We start from the raw sequence: 19281 nt of genomic DNA, 5'->3' as shown, positions 1-19281 counted from the left end.
GGGCTCCACGGGCTTAGACAATGGTGAACAGCGGCTGGTCGAATTCGACGGGCTGACCGTTCTCGACCAGCACCTGGCCGATGGTACCGCTGGCTTCGGCTTCGATGTGGTTCATCATCTTCATGGCTTCGACGATGCACAGGATGTCGCCTTTCTTCACCTGCTGGCCGACTTCGACGAAGGCCGGGGTGGTGGGCGAGGACGCGCGGTAGAAGGTGCCGACCATGGGCGAGCGAGCCACGTTACCGGTCAGTTGCGGAGCGGCGGCTTCGGCAGGAGCGGCGGCGGCCGGCGCAGCGGCCGGAGCCGGAGCGGCGACCGGCGCGGGAGCAGCGGCGTAGACGGTCTGCATGCCTTGGTTGCGGCCGGTGTTGCGGCTGATGCGGACGGACTCTTCGCCTTCGCGGATTTCCAGCTCGTCGATACCGGACTCTTCCAGCAACTCGATCAGTTTCTTGACTTTACGGATGTCCATTGGCGTTGGCTCTCCCCTCGGGTTCAGGTGATGTTCTGGATATTGAGTCGCGCTCAGCCGCGGGCGGCGAGCTGTTCGCAGGCGGCTTCCAGGGCCAGGCGATAGCCACTGGCACCGAGCCCGCAGATGACACCGACCGCCACGTCGGAAAAATAGGAGTGGTGGCGGAAGGCTTCGCGCTTGTGCACGTTCGACAGGTGCACTTCGATGAATGGGATGCTCACCGCGAGCAAGGCGTCACGTAGCGCGACGCTGGTATGGGTGAAGGCGGCCGGATTGATCAGGATGAAATCCACTCCTTCGTCGCGCGCGGCGTGGATGCGTTCGATCAGCAGGTGCTCGGCGTTGCTTTGCAGAGACTGCAGGCGATGCCCCGCCGCGGTGGCGCGGGCTTCGAGATCGGCATTGATCTGGGCCAGGGTGGTGGCACCGTAGACGCCCGGCTCGCGGGTACCCAGCAGATTCAGGTTGGGCCCGTGCAGTACCAGCAGATGCGCCATAGCCACTTGCCTCGCGATTTCGCAACCAGATTGGCCGCGGACTATGCCGCAACCAGAGGTGACTGTCCAGTCGCTAGACGTTTGCCGGAAATAGCCGCACGTTGGGCGAAATTCTTTTAATCGCTGGCGATAAGCCTTTTTGCTTCGTCCAGTCGGGCGAGAAAGCCCGCGGCGTCGATTTCGCCGACGATGCGTCCCTTTGCCTGTTCCTGGCCGTTGGCCGCATAGAACAGGATCGCCGGCGGGCCGAACAGGCCGTGCTGCTGCAGCCACTGCCGCTGCTCCCGGGTGCTTTGCGTCATATCGAAGCGGATCAGCTCGAAGTCCCTGAGTTGTGCCTGGACTTCGGGGTTGCCGAATACCTCGCGCTCGATGATCTTGCAGCTGATGCACCAGTCGGCGTAGACGTCCACCAGCACCGGTCGACCGCCGCCGAGACTGCTGGTTAAAGCAGCCGGATCGCTGAGGCTGCGCATGCCGTCGGGGTGCGCAGCCACTCCAGGCGCCGTCGAGTCACCCAGGGGCCGCAGCGGATCGCTGGCGCCGTGCAGGGCACCGATACCCGCCGCCACGCCATAGACCACCAGGGCCAGCCCGGCGAGTTGCAGCAGGCGCTGACGGGGCGGCTTGGGCACCAATTCCAGGGCCCCTAGAAACAACCCGACGCCGGCCGCCAGCAGGCCCCAGGCGGCCAAGGCCAGTGGTCCCGGCAACAGCCGTTCGAGCAGCCACAGGGCCACCGCCAGCAGCAGCACGCCAAAGGCGTTGCGCATGCCCACCAGCCAGGCGCCGCTGCGTGGCAGCAGGGCGCCGCCACCGGCGGCGATGAGGACCAGCGGGGTACCCATGCCCAGGCCCAGGGCGAACAGGGCGAGTCCGCCGCCAAGCCAGTCGGCGGTGCTGCTGATGTAGAGCAGCAGGCCCGCCAGGGGCGCCGAGACGCAGGGCGAGACGATCAGGCTGGAGAGCACGCCCAGGGTGGCCGCGCCGCCGAGGGAGCCGCCGCGGGTGCCACTGGCCAGCTGTTCCAGGCGCTCGCGCAGGGCCGCCGGCAGGCGCAGTTCGAAAAGGCCGAACATGGCCAGGGCGAACAGCAGGAACAGCGCGGCGAAGGGAATCAGCACCCAGGCCGACTGCAGTTGCGCCTGCAGATTGAGACTGGCGCCAAAGACGCCCATGAGCGCGCCCAGGGCCGCGAAGCTCAGGGCCATGGGTACCACGTAGGCCAGCGCCAGCAGCAGGCCACGGCCCGGACGCGCCTTGCCGGCCAGCACCACCGCCGAGACGATGGGCAGCATCGGCAGGACGCAGGGGGTGAAGGTCAGTCCCAGCCCCGCGAGGAAGGCCAGCAGGAGTCTGTTCCAGCCGACCTGATCGGGGGCAGGGGCGCTGGTCGCCGGGCTCGCCGTGGGCAAGGCCGCGGAGCTGGCGATATCCAGGATGCGGGTTTCCGGTGGATAGCAGAGACCTCGGTCGGCGCAACCCTGGTAGGTGACCGTGATCCGACCGCCGCGGCCGGGCGCGAGGGGCAGGGGGATGTCGACGCCGGCGTGATAGACCTGGACATCGCCGAACCATTCATCGTGCTTGGGCTCGCCGGGCGGCAGGACCACCGGTGCGCTCAGCAGGCCGGGATCGGCGTCGAAGGCGAAGCGCTGCCGATAGAGGTAGTAGCCCTCGGCGATGGTGAAGCGCACCAGGGGGCGGCCCTCGGCATCACGGCGCTGCTCCAGGCGAAAGGCCTGATCCACCGGCAGGAATTGCTGGCCCCCGCGCTGACCGTCCAGGCCCAGCGTGGCGGTCGGGCGCGGTGCATCGAACAGGCCGGCGGCGGCGGGCAGGGTCAGCAGCAGGGTGAGCAGGAACAGCAGGACACGCATGGGCTTCTCGATGATCGGCAGCGGCCGATCATAGCAGAGGCACCCGGCTCGCCAGATCAGTCCTGGCCGTACTGACGCACGCAATTGCGTCCCGCATGCTTGGCGGCATAGAGGGCTTCGTCCGCCTGCTTGGCCAGCGCGGGCATCTCCTGGCCGGGCTGCAGCTGCGCCACGCCGGCGCTGAAGGTGCAGCTGAGTTCCTTGGGCGGTGCCGGATAGTGGATCTCGGCGAAGCGCTGGCGGATCTCGTCGATCAGGCGGGTGGCGGTGGCCAGGTCGGTGTCGGGCAGTACGACGGCGAATTCCTCGCCGCCATAACGGCCGATATGGTCGGACTTGCGCAGGCGCTGCTTGAGAAACAGCGCCAGGCTCTTGATCACCCGATCGCCCATGGGGTGGCCGTAGTGGTCGTTGACCTGTTTGAAATGGTCGATGTCCAGCATGGCGAAGGTGATCGGTCGCTGGCTGCGCCGCGCGCGGAAGCAGGCGTCTTCCAGCAATTGCAGGGTATGGGTGTGGTTGTACAGCCCGGTGAGGCTGTCCTGGACGATGCGTGCCTGCAGGCTGCGCGCCCGGGCGGCGCGGGTGCGCACCGTGGCGATCAGGTGGCGCGGCTTGATCGGCTTGGTGAGGAAGTCGTCACCGCCTTCGCTCATGGCATCCAGCTGCTTGTCGAGATCGTCCTCGGCCGACAGATAGATGATGGGCACGCTGACATAGCGCTCGTGCTGGCGGATGACCTTGGCCAGCTCGGTGCCAATGCACTCGGGCATGTACATGTCGAGGATGATCAGATCGGGGGCGAATTCCGCCAGGTGCGCCATCACCGCCCCGGGTTGCATCAGGGTGCGGGTGACGATGCCGGCGCTGTTGAGCGCCATTTCCGTGGCCATGGCCTGGGCGCGGGAATCGTCCACCACCAGGGCGCGGATTGGATCGTAGTAGACGGTGCGGGTGAGGGTCTCGATCTTTTCCAGCAGCCGCGCCGAATCCAGGGTGCCGGTATAGAACTCCTGGCCACCGGCGCGCACCGCCGCCAGGCGAAAGGGCGTATCGGCCTCCTGGTGGCTGTAGAACAGCACCGGCAACTTACGTTCGAGACCGGTCTGGGCCTCCAGCGCCAGCTGGATGCCAGCGCCTGCGCCGCCGAAGTCCACGTCCATGACGATGACCGCCGGATGGCGACTGTCCATCATCGCGCGGAAGTCGTCGGCATGGTGGACGATCTGGATGGTGACGCCGAAGTACTCCATCTGCTGCGCCAGGCGCTCGGCGCGCTCGCTGTCGAGCAGGGCGATGTAGATCGGCTTGCGCAGCGGCGGCAGGCTGGTGGTTTCCAGCTGGTCGCCCTGGCGCAGCCCGGTGCGCGACAGGCTCTGCATGGCCTGGCTAAGTTCGGTGATGGCCTGGCTGTTGAGGCGGCCGCGATTGGCGGCGACCTGGGCCAGGGAAGCGCCGATGGTCTCGGCGAGCTCGGCATGGCCCTGCTGCTCGAAGCGCTTCGCGTATTGCAGCAGGCGCGCATTGGCGTCGGTCAGTTCGGCCAGGCTGCCGGCCGTCCATTCGTCTCGTTGCAGCCGCTGCCAGATCTCCAGCACCTGGCGCGACTGGTGGATGACCCGTTGCGCGAAGTGCAGCTTGAGGCGGTCCCGGCTCGGATCATCTGGTTCGCTCACGAATTGTTCCGTCATTCTTGAGGTGGTGGCCCTATGCTACCAATTGCTGGCTGGCAGGGGAGAGGCGGTACCCTGGTTAGCGGCGGCGATGCCGCTCGCATGGACACTGTCGGTCGCTTCTGGAGTAGCGTTTGTCGCCTGTTACCCTAGGCTCGGAGGCGGCTGCCCAGGTGCATTGCGCCCGAGCGGCCTGCGAGGGCTGCGCAACCGGCGCCGCGGGCAGGGGTCCAAGCGCCGACACCTTTGAAATCATTGCAAGGAATTGCCCATGCGGGAGTGGAACTTGAGATCGGGATGGCTCCGGCTGGTAGCAGCGCTCGTCGCGCTCTACCTGCTGGTCAGCCTGGCGATAGGCTGGTACTGGAGTCGTGAGCCGGATTTCTTCCCGGTGCAGCAGCATGCCCAGGAGGCGGCCACGGCCAGTGGTCGCAAGCTGGTACTTGGCTACACCACGGTCGAGACCCTCAAGCAGGTGGCCGGCACCCTGCTGGACAAGCCGGGCGGCTATCTCTCCAACGACATCTTCCCGCCGGGCCTCTGGCTCGACGACATGCCGTCCTGGGAATATGGCGTGCTGGTGCAGACCCGTGACCTGGCACGCGCCCTGCGCAAGGACTTCGCCCGTTCCCAGTCGCAGTCCACCGAAGACGTCGATTTGGCCCAGGCCGAGCCGCGCTTCAACTTCGACAACCACAGCTGGGCGATGCCCTCGTCGGAATCCGAGTACCGCGCCGGCATCGCCTCCCTGGATCGCTACCTGGCGCGCCTGGGTGGCCAGAACGCCCAGGGTCAGCCCGCCGCCTACTTCTATTCGCGCTCGGACAACCTGCGCAACTGGCTGGGCGATGTCGAGACCCGGCTGGGCTCGCTGTCCCAGCGACTCTCCGCCAGCGTCGGTCGCGTACGCCTCGATGCCGAGGTGCGGCCGAACCAGGACATCCCTGCCGGCCAGGTGCCCGAGGTGCATGAGCAGCGCGTCGAGACGCCCTGGCTGCAGATCGACAACGTCTTCTACGAGGCCCGCGGTCAGGCCTGGGCGCTGTCGCACATCCTGCGCGCCATCGAGGTGGACTTCGCCGACACCCTGGCCAAGAAGAACGCTACGGTCAACGTGCGCGAGATCATCCGCGAACTGGAAGCGGCGCAGCAGCCGGTCTGGAGTCCGATGATCCTCAACGGCAGCGGCTTCGGCATCCTGGCCAACCATTCGCTGGTGATCGCCAACTACATCTCCCGCGCCAACGCCGCCATCATCGACCTGCGCCAGTTGCTGGAACAGGGCTGATGACGCCGGACGCACGCGAGGCGGCGCATCGCGCCGCCTCTGACCGGGAACTGGTGGTCTGGGTCGATCACCAGGACTGCATCCAGGGCGAATTGCCGCGGGCAGAACTGCGTGCCCGTGGCCTGATCGGCCGCTGCACCTTCATCCTGCTGTTCAATGACGCCGGCGAACTCTGCGTACATCGGCGCACCCTGAGCAAGGCGCTCTATCCCGGCTACTGGGACGTCGCTGCCGGCGGCATGGTGGCGCCCGGCGAGAGCTATGCGCAATCGGCGGCCCGCGAGCTGGCCGAGGAGCTGGGCGTCAGCGGCGTGGCCTTGCGCGAGCATGGCACCTTCTATTTCGAAGAGCCCGGCAATCGCCTCTGGGGCGGCGTGTTCAGCGCGCGCTGGAACGGCCCGCTGCGGCTGCAGCCGGAAGAGGTACTGGAGGCACGCTTCCTGGCGCCGGCCGCCATTCTCGATGAGGCTCGCCAGCGACCCTATTGCCCGGATTCGCTGGAGGCCCTGCGCCTGGCCGTCAGTCGGTCGGATGTCGCATCCCTGCCTTAATTTCTCGCATTCGCGCCTTAGCATCCGCGGGCGATGCTGCTACATTGCGCGGCCCCGGACTAGCGCGGCCCGTGCCGGCCGGCGCTGCATCCAAGGTTTCCTCCAGGCGCCCGGCGTCTGAATCGAACTGGGAGAACCGTCCCTTGAGCAAGAAAACCTCCTCGCTGTCGGATCTCAGCCGGCTGGTGTATTCCACCGACGTCGGCCGCATTCGTCCGGAAGAACCCCAGGCACCGACCCCGGCCGGTGACGGCATCGCCCGCGTGCGGCGCGAGACCAAGGGCCGCGGCGGCAAGACGGTGACCACGGTCAGCGGCGTCCCCCTGGGCGAGGAAGAGCTCAAGGACCTGGCCAGCGCGCTCAAGCGTCGCTGCGGGACCGGTGGGGCGCTCAAGGATGGCGTCATCGAGATCCAGGGCGATCATGTCGACCTGCTGCTCGGCGAACTCGAAAAGCGCGGCTTCAAGACCAAGCGGTCGGGCGGCTAGGCCAGGCCTTCCAGCCCCCGCGTACAACTTACCGCCCCTGGCGGCGGTCCATCCAAAGCAAGATTCCCTACAGGAGATTCCCGCGAATGTCCCCACGACGCACGCGCAAAGATGACGGCAGCCAGTGGACCGTGGCGGACAGCCGCAGCGTCTATGGTATTCGCCACTGGGGTGCCGGCTACTTCGCCATCAGCGATGCCGGCAACGTCGAAGTCCGCCCCCACGGCCCGGACGGCCAGCCGATCGACCTCCATGTGCTGGTCGGCCAGCTGCGCGAAGCGGGGCTGTCGCTGCCGCTGCTAGTCCGTTTCCCCGACATTCTCCAGGGCCAGGTGCGGCACCTGACCGGCGCTTTCGATCGCAACATCGAACGCCTCGACTACCAGGGCCGCTACACCGCCCTCTATCCGATCAAGGTCAACCAGCAGGAAGCGGTGGTGGAAAACATCATCGCCACCCGCGACGTCTCCATCGGCCTGGAGGCCGGCTCCAAGCCGGAGCTGATGGCGGTGCTGGCGCTGGCGCCCAAGGGCGGTACCATCGTCTGCAATGGCTACAAGGATCGCGAATTCATCCGTCTGGCGCTGATGGGCCAGAAGCTCGGTCACAGCGTCTTCATCGTCATCGAGAAGGAATCCGAGGTCCCGCTGGTGATCGAGGAGGCGGCCGAGCTCAAGGTCACGCCCCAGGTCGGCCTGCGGGTGCGGCTGTCGTCCCTGGCGTCGAGCAAATGGGCCGATACCGGTGGCGAGAAGTCCAAGTTCGGCCTCTCCGCCGCCCAGCTGTTGTCGGTGATCGAACGCTTCCGCGCCGCCGGCCTGGAGCAGGGCGTGCGCCTGCTGCACTTCCACATGGGCTCGCAGATCGCCAACCTGGCCGACTATCGCCAGGGTTTCCGCGAAGCCATCCGCTACTACGCCGAGTTGCGCGCCCTGGGCCTGCCGCTGGATCACATCGACGTGGGCGGCGGCCTGGGCGTGGACTACGACGGTACCCACTCGCGCAACGCCAGCTCGATCAACTACGACATGGACGACTACGCCGGTACCGTGGTCGGCATGCTCAAGGAGTTCTGCGACCAGCAGGAATTGCCGCATCCCAACATCTTCTCGGAAAGCGGCCGTGCCATGACTGCCCACCACGCCATGCTGGTGATGCAGGTCACCGACGTCGAGCGCCACAACGACAGCGTGCCGGCCAGCGAGCGCTTCGAAGGCAAGGCCGAGGTGGTGCAGTGGCTGGCCGAGCTGCTCGGCGACACCGATCCGGAGATGGTCACCGAGACCTATTGGCGCGCCACCCAGTACGTCAGCGAGGCCGCCGCCCAGTATGCCGCCGGCACCCTGAGCCTGAGCGACAAGGCCCTGGCCGAGCAGTGCTACTTCGCCATCTGCCGCCGCCTGTACAACCAGCTCAAGGCGCGCCAGCGCTCCCACCGCCAGGTGCTCGACGAGCTCAACGACAAGCTGGCCGACAAGTACATCTGCAACTTCTCGGTGTTCCAGAGCCTGCCCGATACCTGGGCCATCGACCAGATCCTGCCGATCGTGCCCCTGACCCGCCTGGACGAGGAGCCGGTGCGTCGCGCCGTGCTGCAGGACCTGACCTGTGATTCCGATGGCAAGATCAAGCAGTACGTCGACGAGCAGAGCATCGAGACCAGCCTGCCGGTGCACGAGGTGCGCGAGGGCGAGGACTATCTGCTGGCGGTGTTCCTGGTGGGCGCCTACCAGGAGATCCTTGGCGACATGCACAACCTGTTCGGCGACACCGATTCGGTGAACGTCTACCAAGACGCCGACGGCAGCGTGCGCCATGGCGGCATCGAGACCCACGACACCATCGAGGACATGCTCAGGTACGTGCACCTCTCGCCCGAGGAGCTGATGACCTACTACCGCGACAAGGTCGCCAGCGCCCGTCTCACCGCGCGCGAGCGCACCCAGTTCCTCGACGCCATGCGCCTGGGCCTGACCCGTTCCTCCTACCTCGCCGGCTAAGAAGCCGCTCACGATCTGCTGCGCGTCGGCCAAGCGGCGTTGAAAATGCCTTCGAAATGCTCATTTACTATCTGTAAATTCCGCTTTCTCAGGCATTGTCGTCTTGCTTGGCTCTAGCTCGCGAGATCGTGAACGGCTTCTGACGAAGCGAACCCTGGCGGCCAGGCGGGCTCTATAGCCTTGCCGTCAGGATGGAGGAGGCAGGTATGAAGTGGCGCTTGGCGCTGTTGCTGGTGGGCAGCCTGGTATTGGCCGGCTGCGGCAAGGTCAATCAGGAAAACTATTCCCGGCTCAAGGCTGGCCAGACCAAGGTCGAGGTGGAGCAGATCCTGGGTGCGCCCACGGAATGCGCGGGCGCCCTGGGCGTCACCACCTGTACCTGGGGCGATCGCGGCTCCTTCATCAGCGTGCAGTATCTCAACGACAAGGTGGCGATGTTCGCCGGGCAGGGTCTGCGATGAAAACCTCTACCAAGATTCTACTGCTGGCGGGTGCTGCCGGGCTGCTCGCGGCCTGTGCCAGTGGCCCGCGCGAGGTCCCGCCGCTCACCGCGGGCAATGTCGATCTGCAGCGCTACCAGGGGCACTGGTACGAAGTGGCGCGGCTGCCGATGTTCTTCCAGCGCAAGTGCGCCCAGTCCGAAGCCAACTATCACGTCATGGCCGATGGCTCGGTCGCCGTGTTCAACCGCTGCCGCACCCTGGACGGCAAGGTGCAGGAAGCCACGGGCACCGCCACCCCGATCAAGCCGGGCGTGACCGATCGTCTCGAAGTGCGCTTCGACACCTGGTTCAGCGGCGTCCTGCCCAACGTGGCCAAGGGACCCTATTGGATCCTCTATGTCGACGACGACTACAAGACCGCCCTGGTCGGCAGTCCGGATCGCAAGTACCTCTGGTTGCTGGCGCGCAAGCCCGAGATCTCCGCGGCGCAGAGCGAGAAGCTGCTGCGCATCGCCCGCGAGAAGGGTTACAACCTCAATCGTCTGGTCTGGCGCGAGACCGACGCCCATATGCCCTAGGCCACAGGAGCTCTCCGTGAAACTCTGGACCGATGCCTTCACCGACAACGGCTTCATGCCCAAGCGCCACGAGTTCGACGTGGCCGACTTCGGCGCCCACGGCGACAACATCTCGCCTGCGCTGCAGTGGTCCGACCCGCCGGCTGATACCAAGAGTCTGGCGCTGACCGTCTACGATCCGGATGCCCCCACCGGCAGCGGATTCTGGCATTGGGTGGTGGTCAACATCCCGGTCGGCACCCAGGGCCTGGCGGAAGACGCCGGCCGCGCCGATGGCTCGGGCCTGCCGGCAGGCGCCCTGCAACTGATCAACGACTACGGCACCCGCGGCTTCGGTGGCGCGGCGCCGCCCAAGGGTGACAAGCCGCACCGCTACATCTTCCAGCTGCATGCGCTCAAGGTCGAGCAGCTGCCGGTGCCGGCCGAGGCGACCAATGCGGTCGGCCGCTTCATGATCCACCTCAACCAGCTGGCTGCGGCGACCTACACCGGTCTCTACGAGATCAAGTAGGACAAAGCACGGACGGGCTAGAACTCGTCCGTCGAGGCCGCCAGGCGGATGCCGGCGGCGCGCATCTCGGCCAGGAAGGCTTCACCCTGGGCTTCGAAGCCTGGCACCGAATGACTGCAGTCGGTCAACAGCACCAGGTCCTGGCGCCGCTCCACCGGCCAGAATTCCAGCAGGTCGCGTAGGGTGCTGGCCACGCAATGGGACAGCGCCTCGCCCGCCACTAACAGAGTGTCAGCCGCCTGTAGCCGGGCGATCAGCCCGGCGTCCACCGCGGTGCCCGGGTCCGCCGGATCCAGCACCTCGGCGCGCAGGGCCGAATAGTGTTCGGTATGGGGATTGCCGCCCTTGGCGATGAACTCCACCAGGCGCCCCTGCTCTCGGCCCCAGGCATTGAGCGCCTGGTGGACATCCTCCTGCACCCCATGGCCCCAGCCGCCTACCAGGCAGTGTTCCGGCCAGATCACCAGGCGATAGCGACCGCCAGCCTCCAGCGCCTGCACATAGGCCAGCGCCCGGGCGCGCTCGCTCGGCTCGCGGGTCTGCCAGCGACCATCGGCCACCTCGTCCGCGCTGATCTGGGTAAAGGGCGCCGGTGGCTGCCCGGCGGCGTCCTGCCAGCCGTGCGGATGGGCGATGTGCAGCGGCTGGTGGGAATCCAGGGTGACATGCACCGCGGTGAGCCGAGGCCCGAGGCGCTCGATCAGAGCGGCGACGCGCTGCAGGCCGGCTACCGCGCCCGGTACCGGCAGGGCCGCACCCGGCAGGTCGCAGAAATCGTTTTGCGGATCGATCAGCAGCAACTGCAGCTTGGCGTGGGACATGGCGATCTCCTTGGCGACTGGCCGTCGATGGTGCGGGTGCCGCTGGACGCGAGGCAAGCCCGGGCAGCGTGGAAACCCGGTAAGGTGCAGGTCTATGATGAAGGGGCCGACCCTGCCCCGCGGAGCGCGACATGCTGAATCTGTACCCGGAAATCAAGCCTTACGCCCGCCACGAGCTGGCCGTCGAAGCCCCCCATGTGCTCTATGTCGATGAGAGTGGCTCGCCCGACGGTCTGCCGGTGCTGTTCATCCACGGCGGACCCGGCTCCGGATGCGATCGCCTGAGTCGGCGTTTCTTCGATCCCAATCTCTACCGCATCGTCACCTTCGATCAGCGTGGCTGCGGTCGCTCCACGCCCTATGCCAGTCTGGAAAACAACAGCACCTGGCACCTGGTCGAGGACATCGAGCGCCTGCGCGAGCACCTGGGTATCGAGCAATGGGTGCTGTTCGGCGGCTCCTGGGGATCGACCCTGGCGCTGGCCTATGCCCAGCGCCATCCCGAGCGGGTCCGCGCCATGATCCTGCGCGGCATCTTTCTCTGTCGCCCGGTGGATCTGCACTGGTTCTACCAGGACGGCGCGAGCCGGCTCTTTCCGGATTTCTGGCAGGACTATCTGCACCCCATCGCCGAGGAAGAGCGCGGCAATCTCATTCAGGCCTACTACCGGCGGCTGACCGGTCCGGACGAGCTGGCGCAGATGTCCGCGGCGCGCGCCTGGTCGTGCTGGGAAGGCCGCACCGTGACCCTGAGGCCCAATCCCGACGTGCTGGAGAAATTCAGCGAGCACGCCCTGGCCATCGCCCGTATCGAGTGCCACTACTTCGTCAACGACGCTTTTCTCGAACCCGACCAGCTCCTGCGCGACATGCCCAGGATCGCCCATATCCCGGCGGTGATCGTGCACGGCCGCTATGACATGGTCTGTCCCCTGGACAATGCCTGGGCCCTGCACCATGCCTGGCCCGGCAGCGAATTGCAGATCATCCGCGATGCCGGCCATGCGGCCAGCGAACCCGGTATCTGTGACGCCCTGGTGCGGGCGACCGACCAGATCGCCCGCCAGCTGCTCGATCTGCCCCAGGAGGCCGAGTGAAGGCGTTGCTGCAACGGGTCGCTCGCGCCAGCGTCGAGGTGGCGGGGGATACGGTCGGCGCCATCGGCCCGGGCCTGCTGGTCCTGGTCGGCATCGAGCCGGCGGATGACGAGGCCGCCTGCGCCCGGATGCTCAAGCGCCTGCTGGAGTACCGGGTGTTCGCCGACGGCGAGCAGCGCATGAATCTGTCGCTGCAGGACGTCGGCGGCGGGCTGCTGCTGGTCTCGCAGTTCACCCTGGCCGCCGATACCCGCAGCGGGCGGCGGCCGAGCTTTTCCACCGCCGCACCGCCGGCTCAGGGCGAACGGTTGTTCGATCACCTGGTGAGCCTCGCCCGTGACCTGCATCCCGAGGTCCAGACCGGTCGTTTCGGCGCCGACATGCAGGTTTCCCTGGTCAACGACGGACCGGTGACATTTTTATTGTCGATTTAGTGAGGGCGCCCCTTACAGCGCCCTGCCAAGTGTCTATGATTGCGCAGTTCGAGTTTGAACGGTCGTCCAACTGGGGAATCATTGACCCTTGCGGGAGTCGGACCTCTGCCTATCCGTTTCGCGACCACCGGTCGCCGAACGTATTCGTACGCTGATTTAGGAGGCTGCGTGTTATCTCATTCCAAAGTTAAGCCGGGCAAGCAGGGCTTCGCCCTGATCGGGCTCTCCGTTGCACTGGGTCTCTTCAGTGCCCAGGCCCTGGCCTTCAGCCTGGACGACGTGGCCGCCAAAGCCAAAGAACTCTCCGGCCAGAAATTCGTCGCGCCCAAGAGCAACCTGCCCGCATCCTTCAGCGGCATGAAGTATGCCGATTATCAGCAGATCACCTTCAATCAGGACAAGGCCTACTGGAAGGATGCCAAGACGCCCTTCCGGCTGAATTTCTATCACGAGGGCATGCACTACAGCGTGCCGGTGAAGATCAACGAGGTCACTGCCAGCAGTGTCGAGGAGATCAAATACGATCCCTCGATGTTCAACTTCGGCAACCTGCAGATCGACCAGGCCCAGCTCAAGGATCTCGGCTTCGCCGGTTTCAAGGTGCTCTATCCGTTGAACAAGGCGGACAAGCATGACGAGCTGATGACCATGCTCGGCGCCAGCTATTTCCGGGTGATCGGCAAGAACCAGGTCTATGGCCTGTCCGCCCGTGGCCTGGCCATCGACACCGCCCTGCCGTCCGGCGAGGAATTCCCGCGCTTCACCGAATTCTGGGTCGAACAGCCCCAGTCGGATCGTCGCAACCTGGTGATCTATGCAATGCTCGATTCGCCGCGGGCCACCGGTGCCTATCGCTTCGTGCTGACGCCTGGCAAGGACAGCACCGTCGACGTCGAAGCCAAGGTGTTCCTGCGCGACAACGTCAACAAGCTCGGCATCGCGCCGCTGACCAGCATGTACCTGTTCGGCCCCAACCAGCCGAGCGCCCAGGTCAACTACCGGCCGGCGCTGCACGACTCCAACGGCCTGGCGATCCATGCCGGCAACGGCGAGTGGCTGTGGCGTCCGCTGAACAACCCGCGCCGCCTGTCGGTCAGCACCTACACCATCGAGAATCCGCGCGGTTTCGGTCTGCTGCAACGTGGTCACGAGTTCTACAAGTACCAGGACCTGGACGAGCGTTATGACAAGCGTCCCAGCGGCTGGGTAGAGCCCAAGGGCGACTGGGGCAAGGGGCACGTCGAACTGGTGGAAATCCCCACCCCGGACGAGACCAACGACAACATCGTGGCCTTCTGGACGCCGGACACCCTGCCGGAGAAGGGCCAGCCGATCGATGTCAGCTATCGTCTGCACTTCACCACCGACGAACCCAACCTGCACACCAAGGACCTGGCCTGGGTCGCCCAGACCCGCCTGTCCACCGGCGACGTGCGTCAATCCAACCTGGTGCGCCAGACCGATGGCAGCCTGGCCTACATCATCGACTTCGAAGGGCCGAATCTCGACGATCTGCCCGAGGATTCGCAGGTCGGCTCCCAGGTCAGCCTGGACGCCAACGGTGAACTGGTCGAGAACTCTGTGCGCTATAACCCGGTTACCAAGGGCTATCGCCTGACCCTGAGACTCAAGGTCAAGGATCAGACCAAGCCGGTGGAAATGCGCGCCAATCTCGCCCAGGGTGATAAACCGCTCAGCGAAACCTGGACTTACCAGCTACCTGCCAATGAATAACACCACCCGCGATACCTCGGTCGCCGCTGCTGGCGACTACCTCGAACACCTGCCGTTGCCCGCCGGGCAACGGCAGGTGCTGGACCAGACCGCCGACGTCGAGTCGCTGCACCGGCAACTGGCCGGTGCCCGCGGCGAAGGTGCCCAGGGCGCCGACGCGGTGATCGCTTCCACCGAGGCACGCCTGGCCGCCGGTTGGGACGATACCCTGGACGATGGCGAGCTGCTGGGCAGCGATGCCCAGGGTCGGGTGTTCATCAAGGCCACCCCGCCCATGACCCGCTCCATGATGGTGCCCGATCCCTGGCGCACCAATCCCGTGGCGCGGAGCTGGAAGCGCCTGCTCGGCCGCAAGGACCACAGTCGCTGGCAACCCGATCCGGAAGCCGATGCCCATGCGCACTGGCGCAAGGTAGGGTCCTTCCGCCGCTTCATCCTGTTGATCCTGATGCTGGTACAGACCGGCATCGCCACCTGGTACATGAAGGCCGTGCTGCCCTATCAGGGCTGGGCGCTGGTCGATCTCAGCGAGATCTACAGTCAGGGCTGGGGCGAATCCATTCGCCAGGTGCTGCCCTATGTGGTGCAGACCAGCATCCTGCTGCTCTTCGCCTTGCTGTTCTGCTGGGTGTCCGCCGGTTTCTGGACCGCCTTGATGGGCTTCTGGCAACTGCTCAGCGGGCGCGACAAGTACAGCATCTCGGCCAGCTCCACCGGTACCGAGCCGATCGATCCCCAGTCGCGTACCGCCCTGGTGATGCCCATCGCCAACGAAGACGTTCCGCGGGTATTCGCCGGTCTGAGAGCCACCTACGAGTCGGTCCGTGCCAGTGGCGAGCTGGAGCACTTCGACTTCTTCATCCTCAGCGACAGCAACGATCCGGACAAGTGCGTGGCCGAAGAGAAGGCCTGGCTGGAGCTGTGCCGCGAGGTCGGTGGCTTCGGCCACATCTTCTATCGCCGCCGTCGGCGTCGGGTGAAGCGCAAGAGCGGCAACATCGACGACTTCTGCCGTCGCTGGGGCAGCCAATACAAGTACATGGTGGTGCTCGACGCCGACAGCGTGATGAGCGGCGAGTGCCTGGCCAGTCTGGTCCGGCTGATGGAAGCCAATCCCCGTGCCGGCATCATCCAGACCGCGCCCAAGGCGTCCGGCATGGATACCCTGTACGCGCGCCTGCAGCAGTTCGCCACCCGGGTGTACGGACCGCTGTTCACCGCCGGCCTGCATTTCTGGCAGCTGGGTGAATCTCACTACTGGGGTCACAACGCGATCATCCGGGTCAAGCCGTTCATCGACCATTGTGCTCTGGCTCCGTTGCCAGGCACGGGCTCCTTCGCCGGCGCGATTCTCTCCCACGACTTCGTCGAAGCCGCGCTGATGCGCCGTTCCGGCTGGGGCGTGTGGATCGCCTACGATCTGCCGGGCAGCTACGAAGAACTGCCGCCCAACCTGCTGGACGAACTCAAGCGTGACCGTCGCTGGTGCCATGGCAACCTGATGAACTTCCGGCTGTTCCTGGTCAAGGGGATGCACCCGGTACACCGCGCGGTGTTCCTCACCGGGGTGATGTCCTACCTGTCGGCGCCGCTGTGGTTCCTTTTCCTGGTGCTGTCCACGGCGCTCTTGGCGATCCACAAGTTGCTGGAGCCCCAGTACTTCTTCCAGCCCCGCCAGCTGTTCCCGGTCTGGCCCCAGTGGCATCCGGAGCAGGCCATCGCGCTGTTCTCCACCACCCTGATCCTGCTGTTCCTGCCCAAGCTGCTCAGCGTGGTGCTGATCATCGCCAAGGGTGCCAAGGAATTCGGTGGCGGTCTGCGGCTGTTCCTTTCCATGATGCTGGAGATGCTCTTCTCGGTGCTGCTGGCACCGGTGCGGATGCTGTTCCACACGGTGTTCGTGACCGCCGCCTTCCTGGGCTGGTCGGTGCAGTGGAATTCGCCCCAGCGGGACGACAACGACACGCCCTGGAGCGAAGCGTTCCGCCGCCATGGTTCGCAGATGCTGCTTGGTCTGATCTGGACCGCCGGCGTGGCCTGGCTGGATCCGCGTTTCCTCTGGTGGCTGTCGCCCATCGTGGTGTCGCTGATCCTGTCGGCGCCGGTGTCGGTGATTTCCAGCCGTACCAACCTGGGGCTGGGCAGTCGCCGGCATCACCTGTTCCTGATCCCGGAAGAGTACGCTCCGCCGCGCGAGCTGGTGGCGACCGACGAGTACCTGCACCTGAACAACCGCAACGCCCTGACCAAGGGCTTCCTGCGCGCGACTGTCGATCCGGTGCTCAATGCCCTGGCCATCGGCATGGCCCGCGGTCGCCACGGCAAGGTGGTGGAGCCGGCCCGCCGGCTGCGCGAAGAGCGGGTGGCGCGGGTCCTGGCCGCTGGTCCGGAGAAGACCAAGGGCGACGACCAATGGCGCCTACTGAGCGATCCAGACGGCATGGCGCAACTGCACCTGCAGGTCTGGAAAGCCGAGGAGCATCGCAACTGGCGCGAGGCCTATGCGACCCTGCGACCGCGCTCTCACAGCGACTCGGCGGCGGATGCCGCGGCCAGTCCAGCCAGCCTGACCCCGCGGCCCGCCTCCTGAGGAGGCGCTTCGCGCATAAAAAAGCCCCGGTGTCGCGAGACACCGGGGCTTTTTTTGTCCGTGAATCGAGCTAGAACAGGCGGGCGAGGAGGGCGGGTACGGCGTTCTCGACGCGCAGGATGCGCTCACCGAGCTGCACGGGCGCCAGGCCGGCTTCCTGTAGCTTCTCGACCTCATAGGGTATCCAGCCACCCTCGGGACCGATCGCCAGCGTCACGGGCTCGCTGAGGGCGCGTGGGCAGGCGGGATAACTGCCCGGATGGCCGACCAGGCCGCGGGTGCCGGCTGCCAGTGCGGGCAGGCGGTCCTCGACGAAGGGCTTGAATCTCTTTTCGATCAGCACCTCCGGCAGCACCGTGTCCCGCGCCTGCTCCAGCCCCAGACGCAGTTGCTCCTCGATAGCCGCAGGTTCGAGAAAGGGGGTCTGCCAGAAGCTCTTTTCCACCCGGTAGCTGTTGAGCAGCACCAGGCGTGCGACCCCCATGGCGGACACGGTCTGCAGCACCCGGCGCAGCATCTTGGGGCGGGGCAGAGCGAGCAGCAGGGTGAGCGGCAGCTTGGCCGGCGGTGGCTGGTCGAGGGTGACGGTCAGGCAGGCCTGGCCGGTGTCGAGGGACTCGATCTGGCCGATACCCATCAGCCCATCCAGCAGGCCGACGCGCATCCGGTCACCCGCGGCCGCCTGATGGACCTCGCGCAGATGGGCGAGACGGCGCGGATCGCGCAGCACGACCCGGTCAGCGGCCGTGAAGTCGGCCGCTTCGAGCAGGATCAGATTCACGGGCGTTCGGCGGGCGGCTGGGCTTCAGGGCTGGCGTCTTCGTCGGCCAGTGGGCGCTCGCGCTTCTGCACGAAGCGACCGAACAGCAGGCCGATCTCGAACAGCAGCCACATGGGCACGGCCAGCATGGTCTGGGAGAAGACGTCCGGCGGCGTCAGGATCATGCCGACCACGAAACAGCCAATGATGACGTAGGGACGGATCTTCTTCAGGTAGGCCACATCGACCACGCCGATCCAGATCAGCAGCACGGTGGCCACGGGAATCTCGAAGGCCACGCCGAAGGCGAAGAACAGCGTCAGGATGAAATCCAGATAGGCGTTCAGGTCCGGCATCATCATGGCGCCTTCCGGCGTGATGCTGCTGAAGAAGTGGAAGATGATCGGGAACACCAGGAAGTAGGCGAAGGCCATACCGGCGTAGAACAGCACGATGCTGGAGATCAGCAGCGGGATGGCGACTTTCTTCTCATGGCGATAGAGCCCGGGCGCGACGAAGCCCCAGACCTGGTGCAGGATCACCGGCATGGCGATGAACAGCGACACCACCAGGGTCAGCTTGAAGGGCGCCAGGAAGGGGGAGGTGACGTCCGTGGAGATCATGGTCGCGCCTTCGGGGAGGACGCGGCGGATCGGCTCGGAGGCGAAGGCATAGATCTTCTGGGCGAAGTAGAACAGGCCGAGGAAGATCAGAAAGGTCGCCAGCACGCATCTGAGGATGCGGGTGCGCAATTCGGTGAGGTGCGAGACCAGGGGCATTTCCTGGTCATCGTGATCGGAAGGCTTGTCGCTCATGGTGCTCTTGGCGGCGTCTGGGGCGGATCCTGCGGGCGTTCGGCAACCACGTCCTGGGGCATGGGCGGAGCAGCGGCAGCGGGCGGCGTCTGGGCTTCCGGGGTGGAAGCGGCAGGCTTGGGCCGGTTGTCGCGCTGTTCCATGGACAGGATATGCTCGTTGCGCAGCTGCTGGCGAATTTCGTCAGCGCCGATCTCGCGCTCCACTTCCTGGCGGATGCTGTTGAAGCTGCGCCGCAGGCGACCGATCCACAAGCCTGCGGTGCGCGCCGCGCCTGGCAGGCGTTCCGGACCCAGCACCAGCAAGGCGACGAACCCCACCAGCATCATTTCGGGAAAGCTGATTCCGAACATGGGTGGGCCTTAGTCCTTGCGCACCACCGGCTCTTCGACCTTGCGGTGCTCGGCATCGAAGGTCTGGGGGCGATTCAGCGGGGCGTTGGGGTTGGCCGTGCTGGCGGTGGGCGCCGGCTGTTCGGTCTTGTCGTCCTCGTCGGTGTGCATGGCCTTGCGAAAGCCCTTGATGGCCTCGCCCACGTCGGAGCCCAGATGCTTCAGGCGTTTGGTGCCAAAGACGATCACCACGACGAGCAGGATGACGAGCCAGTGTTTCCAGTCGAAGATACCCATGGTCTTTCCTCGTT

The 19281-nt window shown here is 65.8% G+C and carries 20 protein-coding genes; 11 read left to right on the top strand and 9 right to left on the bottom strand.

All coding sequences use genetic code 11. The annotated features are described in order from the left end of the window. Positions 1-13: 13 nt before the first annotated feature. From accB to NRG74_RS14290, 4 genes are all read right to left on the bottom strand, one after another. On the bottom strand, positions 14-475 hold the full coding sequence (gene accB, locus NRG74_RS14305) for an acetyl-CoA carboxylase biotin carboxyl carrier protein (protein WP_017641057.1): 462 nt from the start codon (positions 473-475) through the stop codon (positions 14-16). Between the two features lie 53 nt (positions 476-528). Further along, on the bottom strand, positions 529-975 hold the full coding sequence (gene aroQ, locus NRG74_RS14300; protein ID WP_017641056.1) for a type II 3-dehydroquinate dehydratase: 447 nt from the start codon (positions 973-975) through the stop codon (positions 529-531). A gap of 116 nt (positions 976-1091) precedes the next feature. Then, positions 1092-2855 (bottom strand): protein-disulfide reductase DsbD, encoded by a 1764-nt coding sequence (gene dsbD / locus NRG74_RS14295; RefSeq protein ID WP_257704632.1) that lies wholly within the window; start codon positions 2853-2855, stop codon positions 1092-1094. A 56-nt stretch (positions 2856-2911) separates the two neighbouring features. Continuing rightward, positions 2912-4531, bottom strand: a complete 1620-nt coding sequence (locus tag NRG74_RS14290; RefSeq protein ID WP_068384974.1) for a response regulator — start codon at positions 4529-4531, stop codon at positions 2912-2914. A gap of 268 nt (positions 4532-4799) precedes the next feature. On the opposite strand from NRG74_RS14290, the gene NRG74_RS14285 reads away from it, so the two are divergent. From NRG74_RS14285 to NRG74_RS14255, 7 genes are all read left to right on the top strand, one after another. Then, positions 4800-5816: a DUF2333 family protein gene (locus tag NRG74_RS14285; protein WP_064309283.1), complete on the top strand. Its 1017-nt coding sequence runs from the start codon at positions 4800-4802 to the stop codon at positions 5814-5816. Further along, positions 5816-6367, top strand: coding sequence for an NUDIX hydrolase (locus tag NRG74_RS14280; RefSeq protein ID WP_017641052.1), 552 nt, complete (start codon positions 5816-5818; stop codon positions 6365-6367). The genes NRG74_RS14285 and NRG74_RS14280 overlap by 1 nt, the downstream gene beginning before the upstream one ends. Before the next feature lie 143 nt (positions 6368-6510). Further along, the gene (locus NRG74_RS14275) at positions 6511-6855 is read left to right on the top strand and encodes a translation initiation factor Sui1 (protein ID WP_017641051.1); all 345 of its coding nucleotides are present in this window, start codon (positions 6511-6513) and stop codon (positions 6853-6855) included. A gap of 86 nt (positions 6856-6941) precedes the next feature. Next, positions 6942-8855 (top strand): arginine decarboxylase, encoded by a 1914-nt coding sequence (gene speA, locus NRG74_RS14270; protein WP_007161593.1) that lies wholly within the window; start codon positions 6942-6944, stop codon positions 8853-8855. A 206-nt stretch (positions 8856-9061) separates the two neighbouring features. Then, a complete protein-coding gene (locus NRG74_RS14265; protein ID WP_257704631.1) occupies positions 9062-9316 on the top strand; it encodes an outer membrane protein assembly factor BamE in 255 nt (84 codons plus the stop codon). Then, on the top strand, positions 9313-9876 hold the full coding sequence (locus tag NRG74_RS14260) for a lipocalin family protein (protein ID WP_068384968.1): 564 nt from the start codon (positions 9313-9315) through the stop codon (positions 9874-9876). Before NRG74_RS14265 ends, NRG74_RS14260 begins: the two co-directional genes overlap by 4 nt. A 16-nt stretch (positions 9877-9892) precedes the next feature. Beyond that, complete coding sequence (locus NRG74_RS14255) at positions 9893-10387, top strand: YbhB/YbcL family Raf kinase inhibitor-like protein (RefSeq protein WP_082731540.1); 495 nt, start codon at positions 9893-9895, stop codon at positions 10385-10387. A 17-nt stretch (positions 10388-10404) separates the two neighbouring features. On the opposite strand, the gene NRG74_RS14250 is transcribed toward NRG74_RS14255, so the two are convergent. Next, on the bottom strand, positions 10405-11208 hold the full coding sequence (locus NRG74_RS14250) for a hypothetical protein (RefSeq protein WP_257704627.1): 804 nt from the start codon (positions 11206-11208) through the stop codon (positions 10405-10407). Between the two features lie 131 nt (positions 11209-11339). On the opposite strand from NRG74_RS14250, the gene pip reads away from it, so the two are divergent. The 4 genes from pip to mdoH all read left to right on the top strand — a co-directional run bounded on the left by pip (position 11340) and on the right by mdoH (position 17063). Beyond that, positions 11340-12305 carry a prolyl aminopeptidase gene (pip, locus tag NRG74_RS14245; RefSeq protein ID WP_068384959.1) on the top strand — a complete coding sequence of 322 codons (966 nt, stop codon included), beginning with the start codon at positions 11340-11342 and terminating at the stop codon, positions 12303-12305. Beyond that, positions 12302-12739, top strand: a complete 438-nt coding sequence (dtd, locus tag NRG74_RS14240; protein WP_068384956.1) for a D-aminoacyl-tRNA deacylase — start codon at positions 12302-12304, stop codon at positions 12737-12739. Before pip ends, dtd begins: the two co-directional genes overlap by 4 nt. A 213-nt stretch (positions 12740-12952) precedes the next feature. Beyond that, positions 12953-14473: a glucan biosynthesis protein G gene (locus tag NRG74_RS14235; protein WP_437181193.1), complete on the top strand. Its 1521-nt coding sequence runs from the start codon at positions 12953-12955 to the stop codon at positions 14471-14473. After that, positions 14466-17063, top strand: a complete 2598-nt coding sequence (gene mdoH / locus NRG74_RS14230; protein WP_064309276.1) for a glucans biosynthesis glucosyltransferase MdoH — start codon at positions 14466-14468, stop codon at positions 17061-17063. The genes NRG74_RS14235 and mdoH overlap by 8 nt, the downstream gene beginning before the upstream one ends. A 70-nt stretch (positions 17064-17133) precedes the next feature. On the opposite strand, the gene NRG74_RS14225 is transcribed toward mdoH, so the two are convergent. The 4 genes from NRG74_RS14225 to NRG74_RS14210 are packed head-to-tail and all read right to left on the bottom strand — an operon-like array spanning position 17134 to position 19267. After that, complete coding sequence (locus NRG74_RS14225) at positions 17134-17844, bottom strand: 16S rRNA (uracil(1498)-N(3))-methyltransferase (protein ID WP_064309275.1); 711 nt, start codon at positions 17842-17844, stop codon at positions 17134-17136. Next, positions 17841-18638, bottom strand: coding sequence for a twin-arginine translocase subunit TatC (tatC, locus tag NRG74_RS14220; RefSeq protein WP_093254243.1), 798 nt, complete (start codon positions 18636-18638; stop codon positions 17841-17843). Before tatC ends, NRG74_RS14225 begins: the two co-directional genes overlap by 4 nt. Continuing rightward, positions 18635-18991 (bottom strand): Sec-independent protein translocase protein TatB, encoded by a 357-nt coding sequence (gene tatB, locus NRG74_RS14215; RefSeq protein ID WP_093254239.1) that lies wholly within the window; start codon positions 18989-18991, stop codon positions 18635-18637. Before tatB ends, tatC begins: the two co-directional genes overlap by 4 nt. Positions 18992-19000: 9 nt before the next feature. Further along, on the bottom strand, positions 19001-19267 hold the full coding sequence (locus tag NRG74_RS14210; protein WP_093254234.1) for a twin-arginine translocase TatA/TatE family subunit: 267 nt from the start codon (positions 19265-19267) through the stop codon (positions 19001-19003). Between the last annotated feature and the right edge of the window lie 14 nt (positions 19268-19281).

The organism is Pseudomonas oryzihabitans (assembly GCF_024652905.1).
Lineage (GTDB): Bacteria > Pseudomonadota > Gammaproteobacteria > Pseudomonadales > Pseudomonadaceae > Chryseomonas > Chryseomonas benzopyrenica.
The sequence above is the reverse complement of the archived record's forward strand: the minus strand, read 5'-3'. Positions and strand labels throughout refer to the sequence as shown.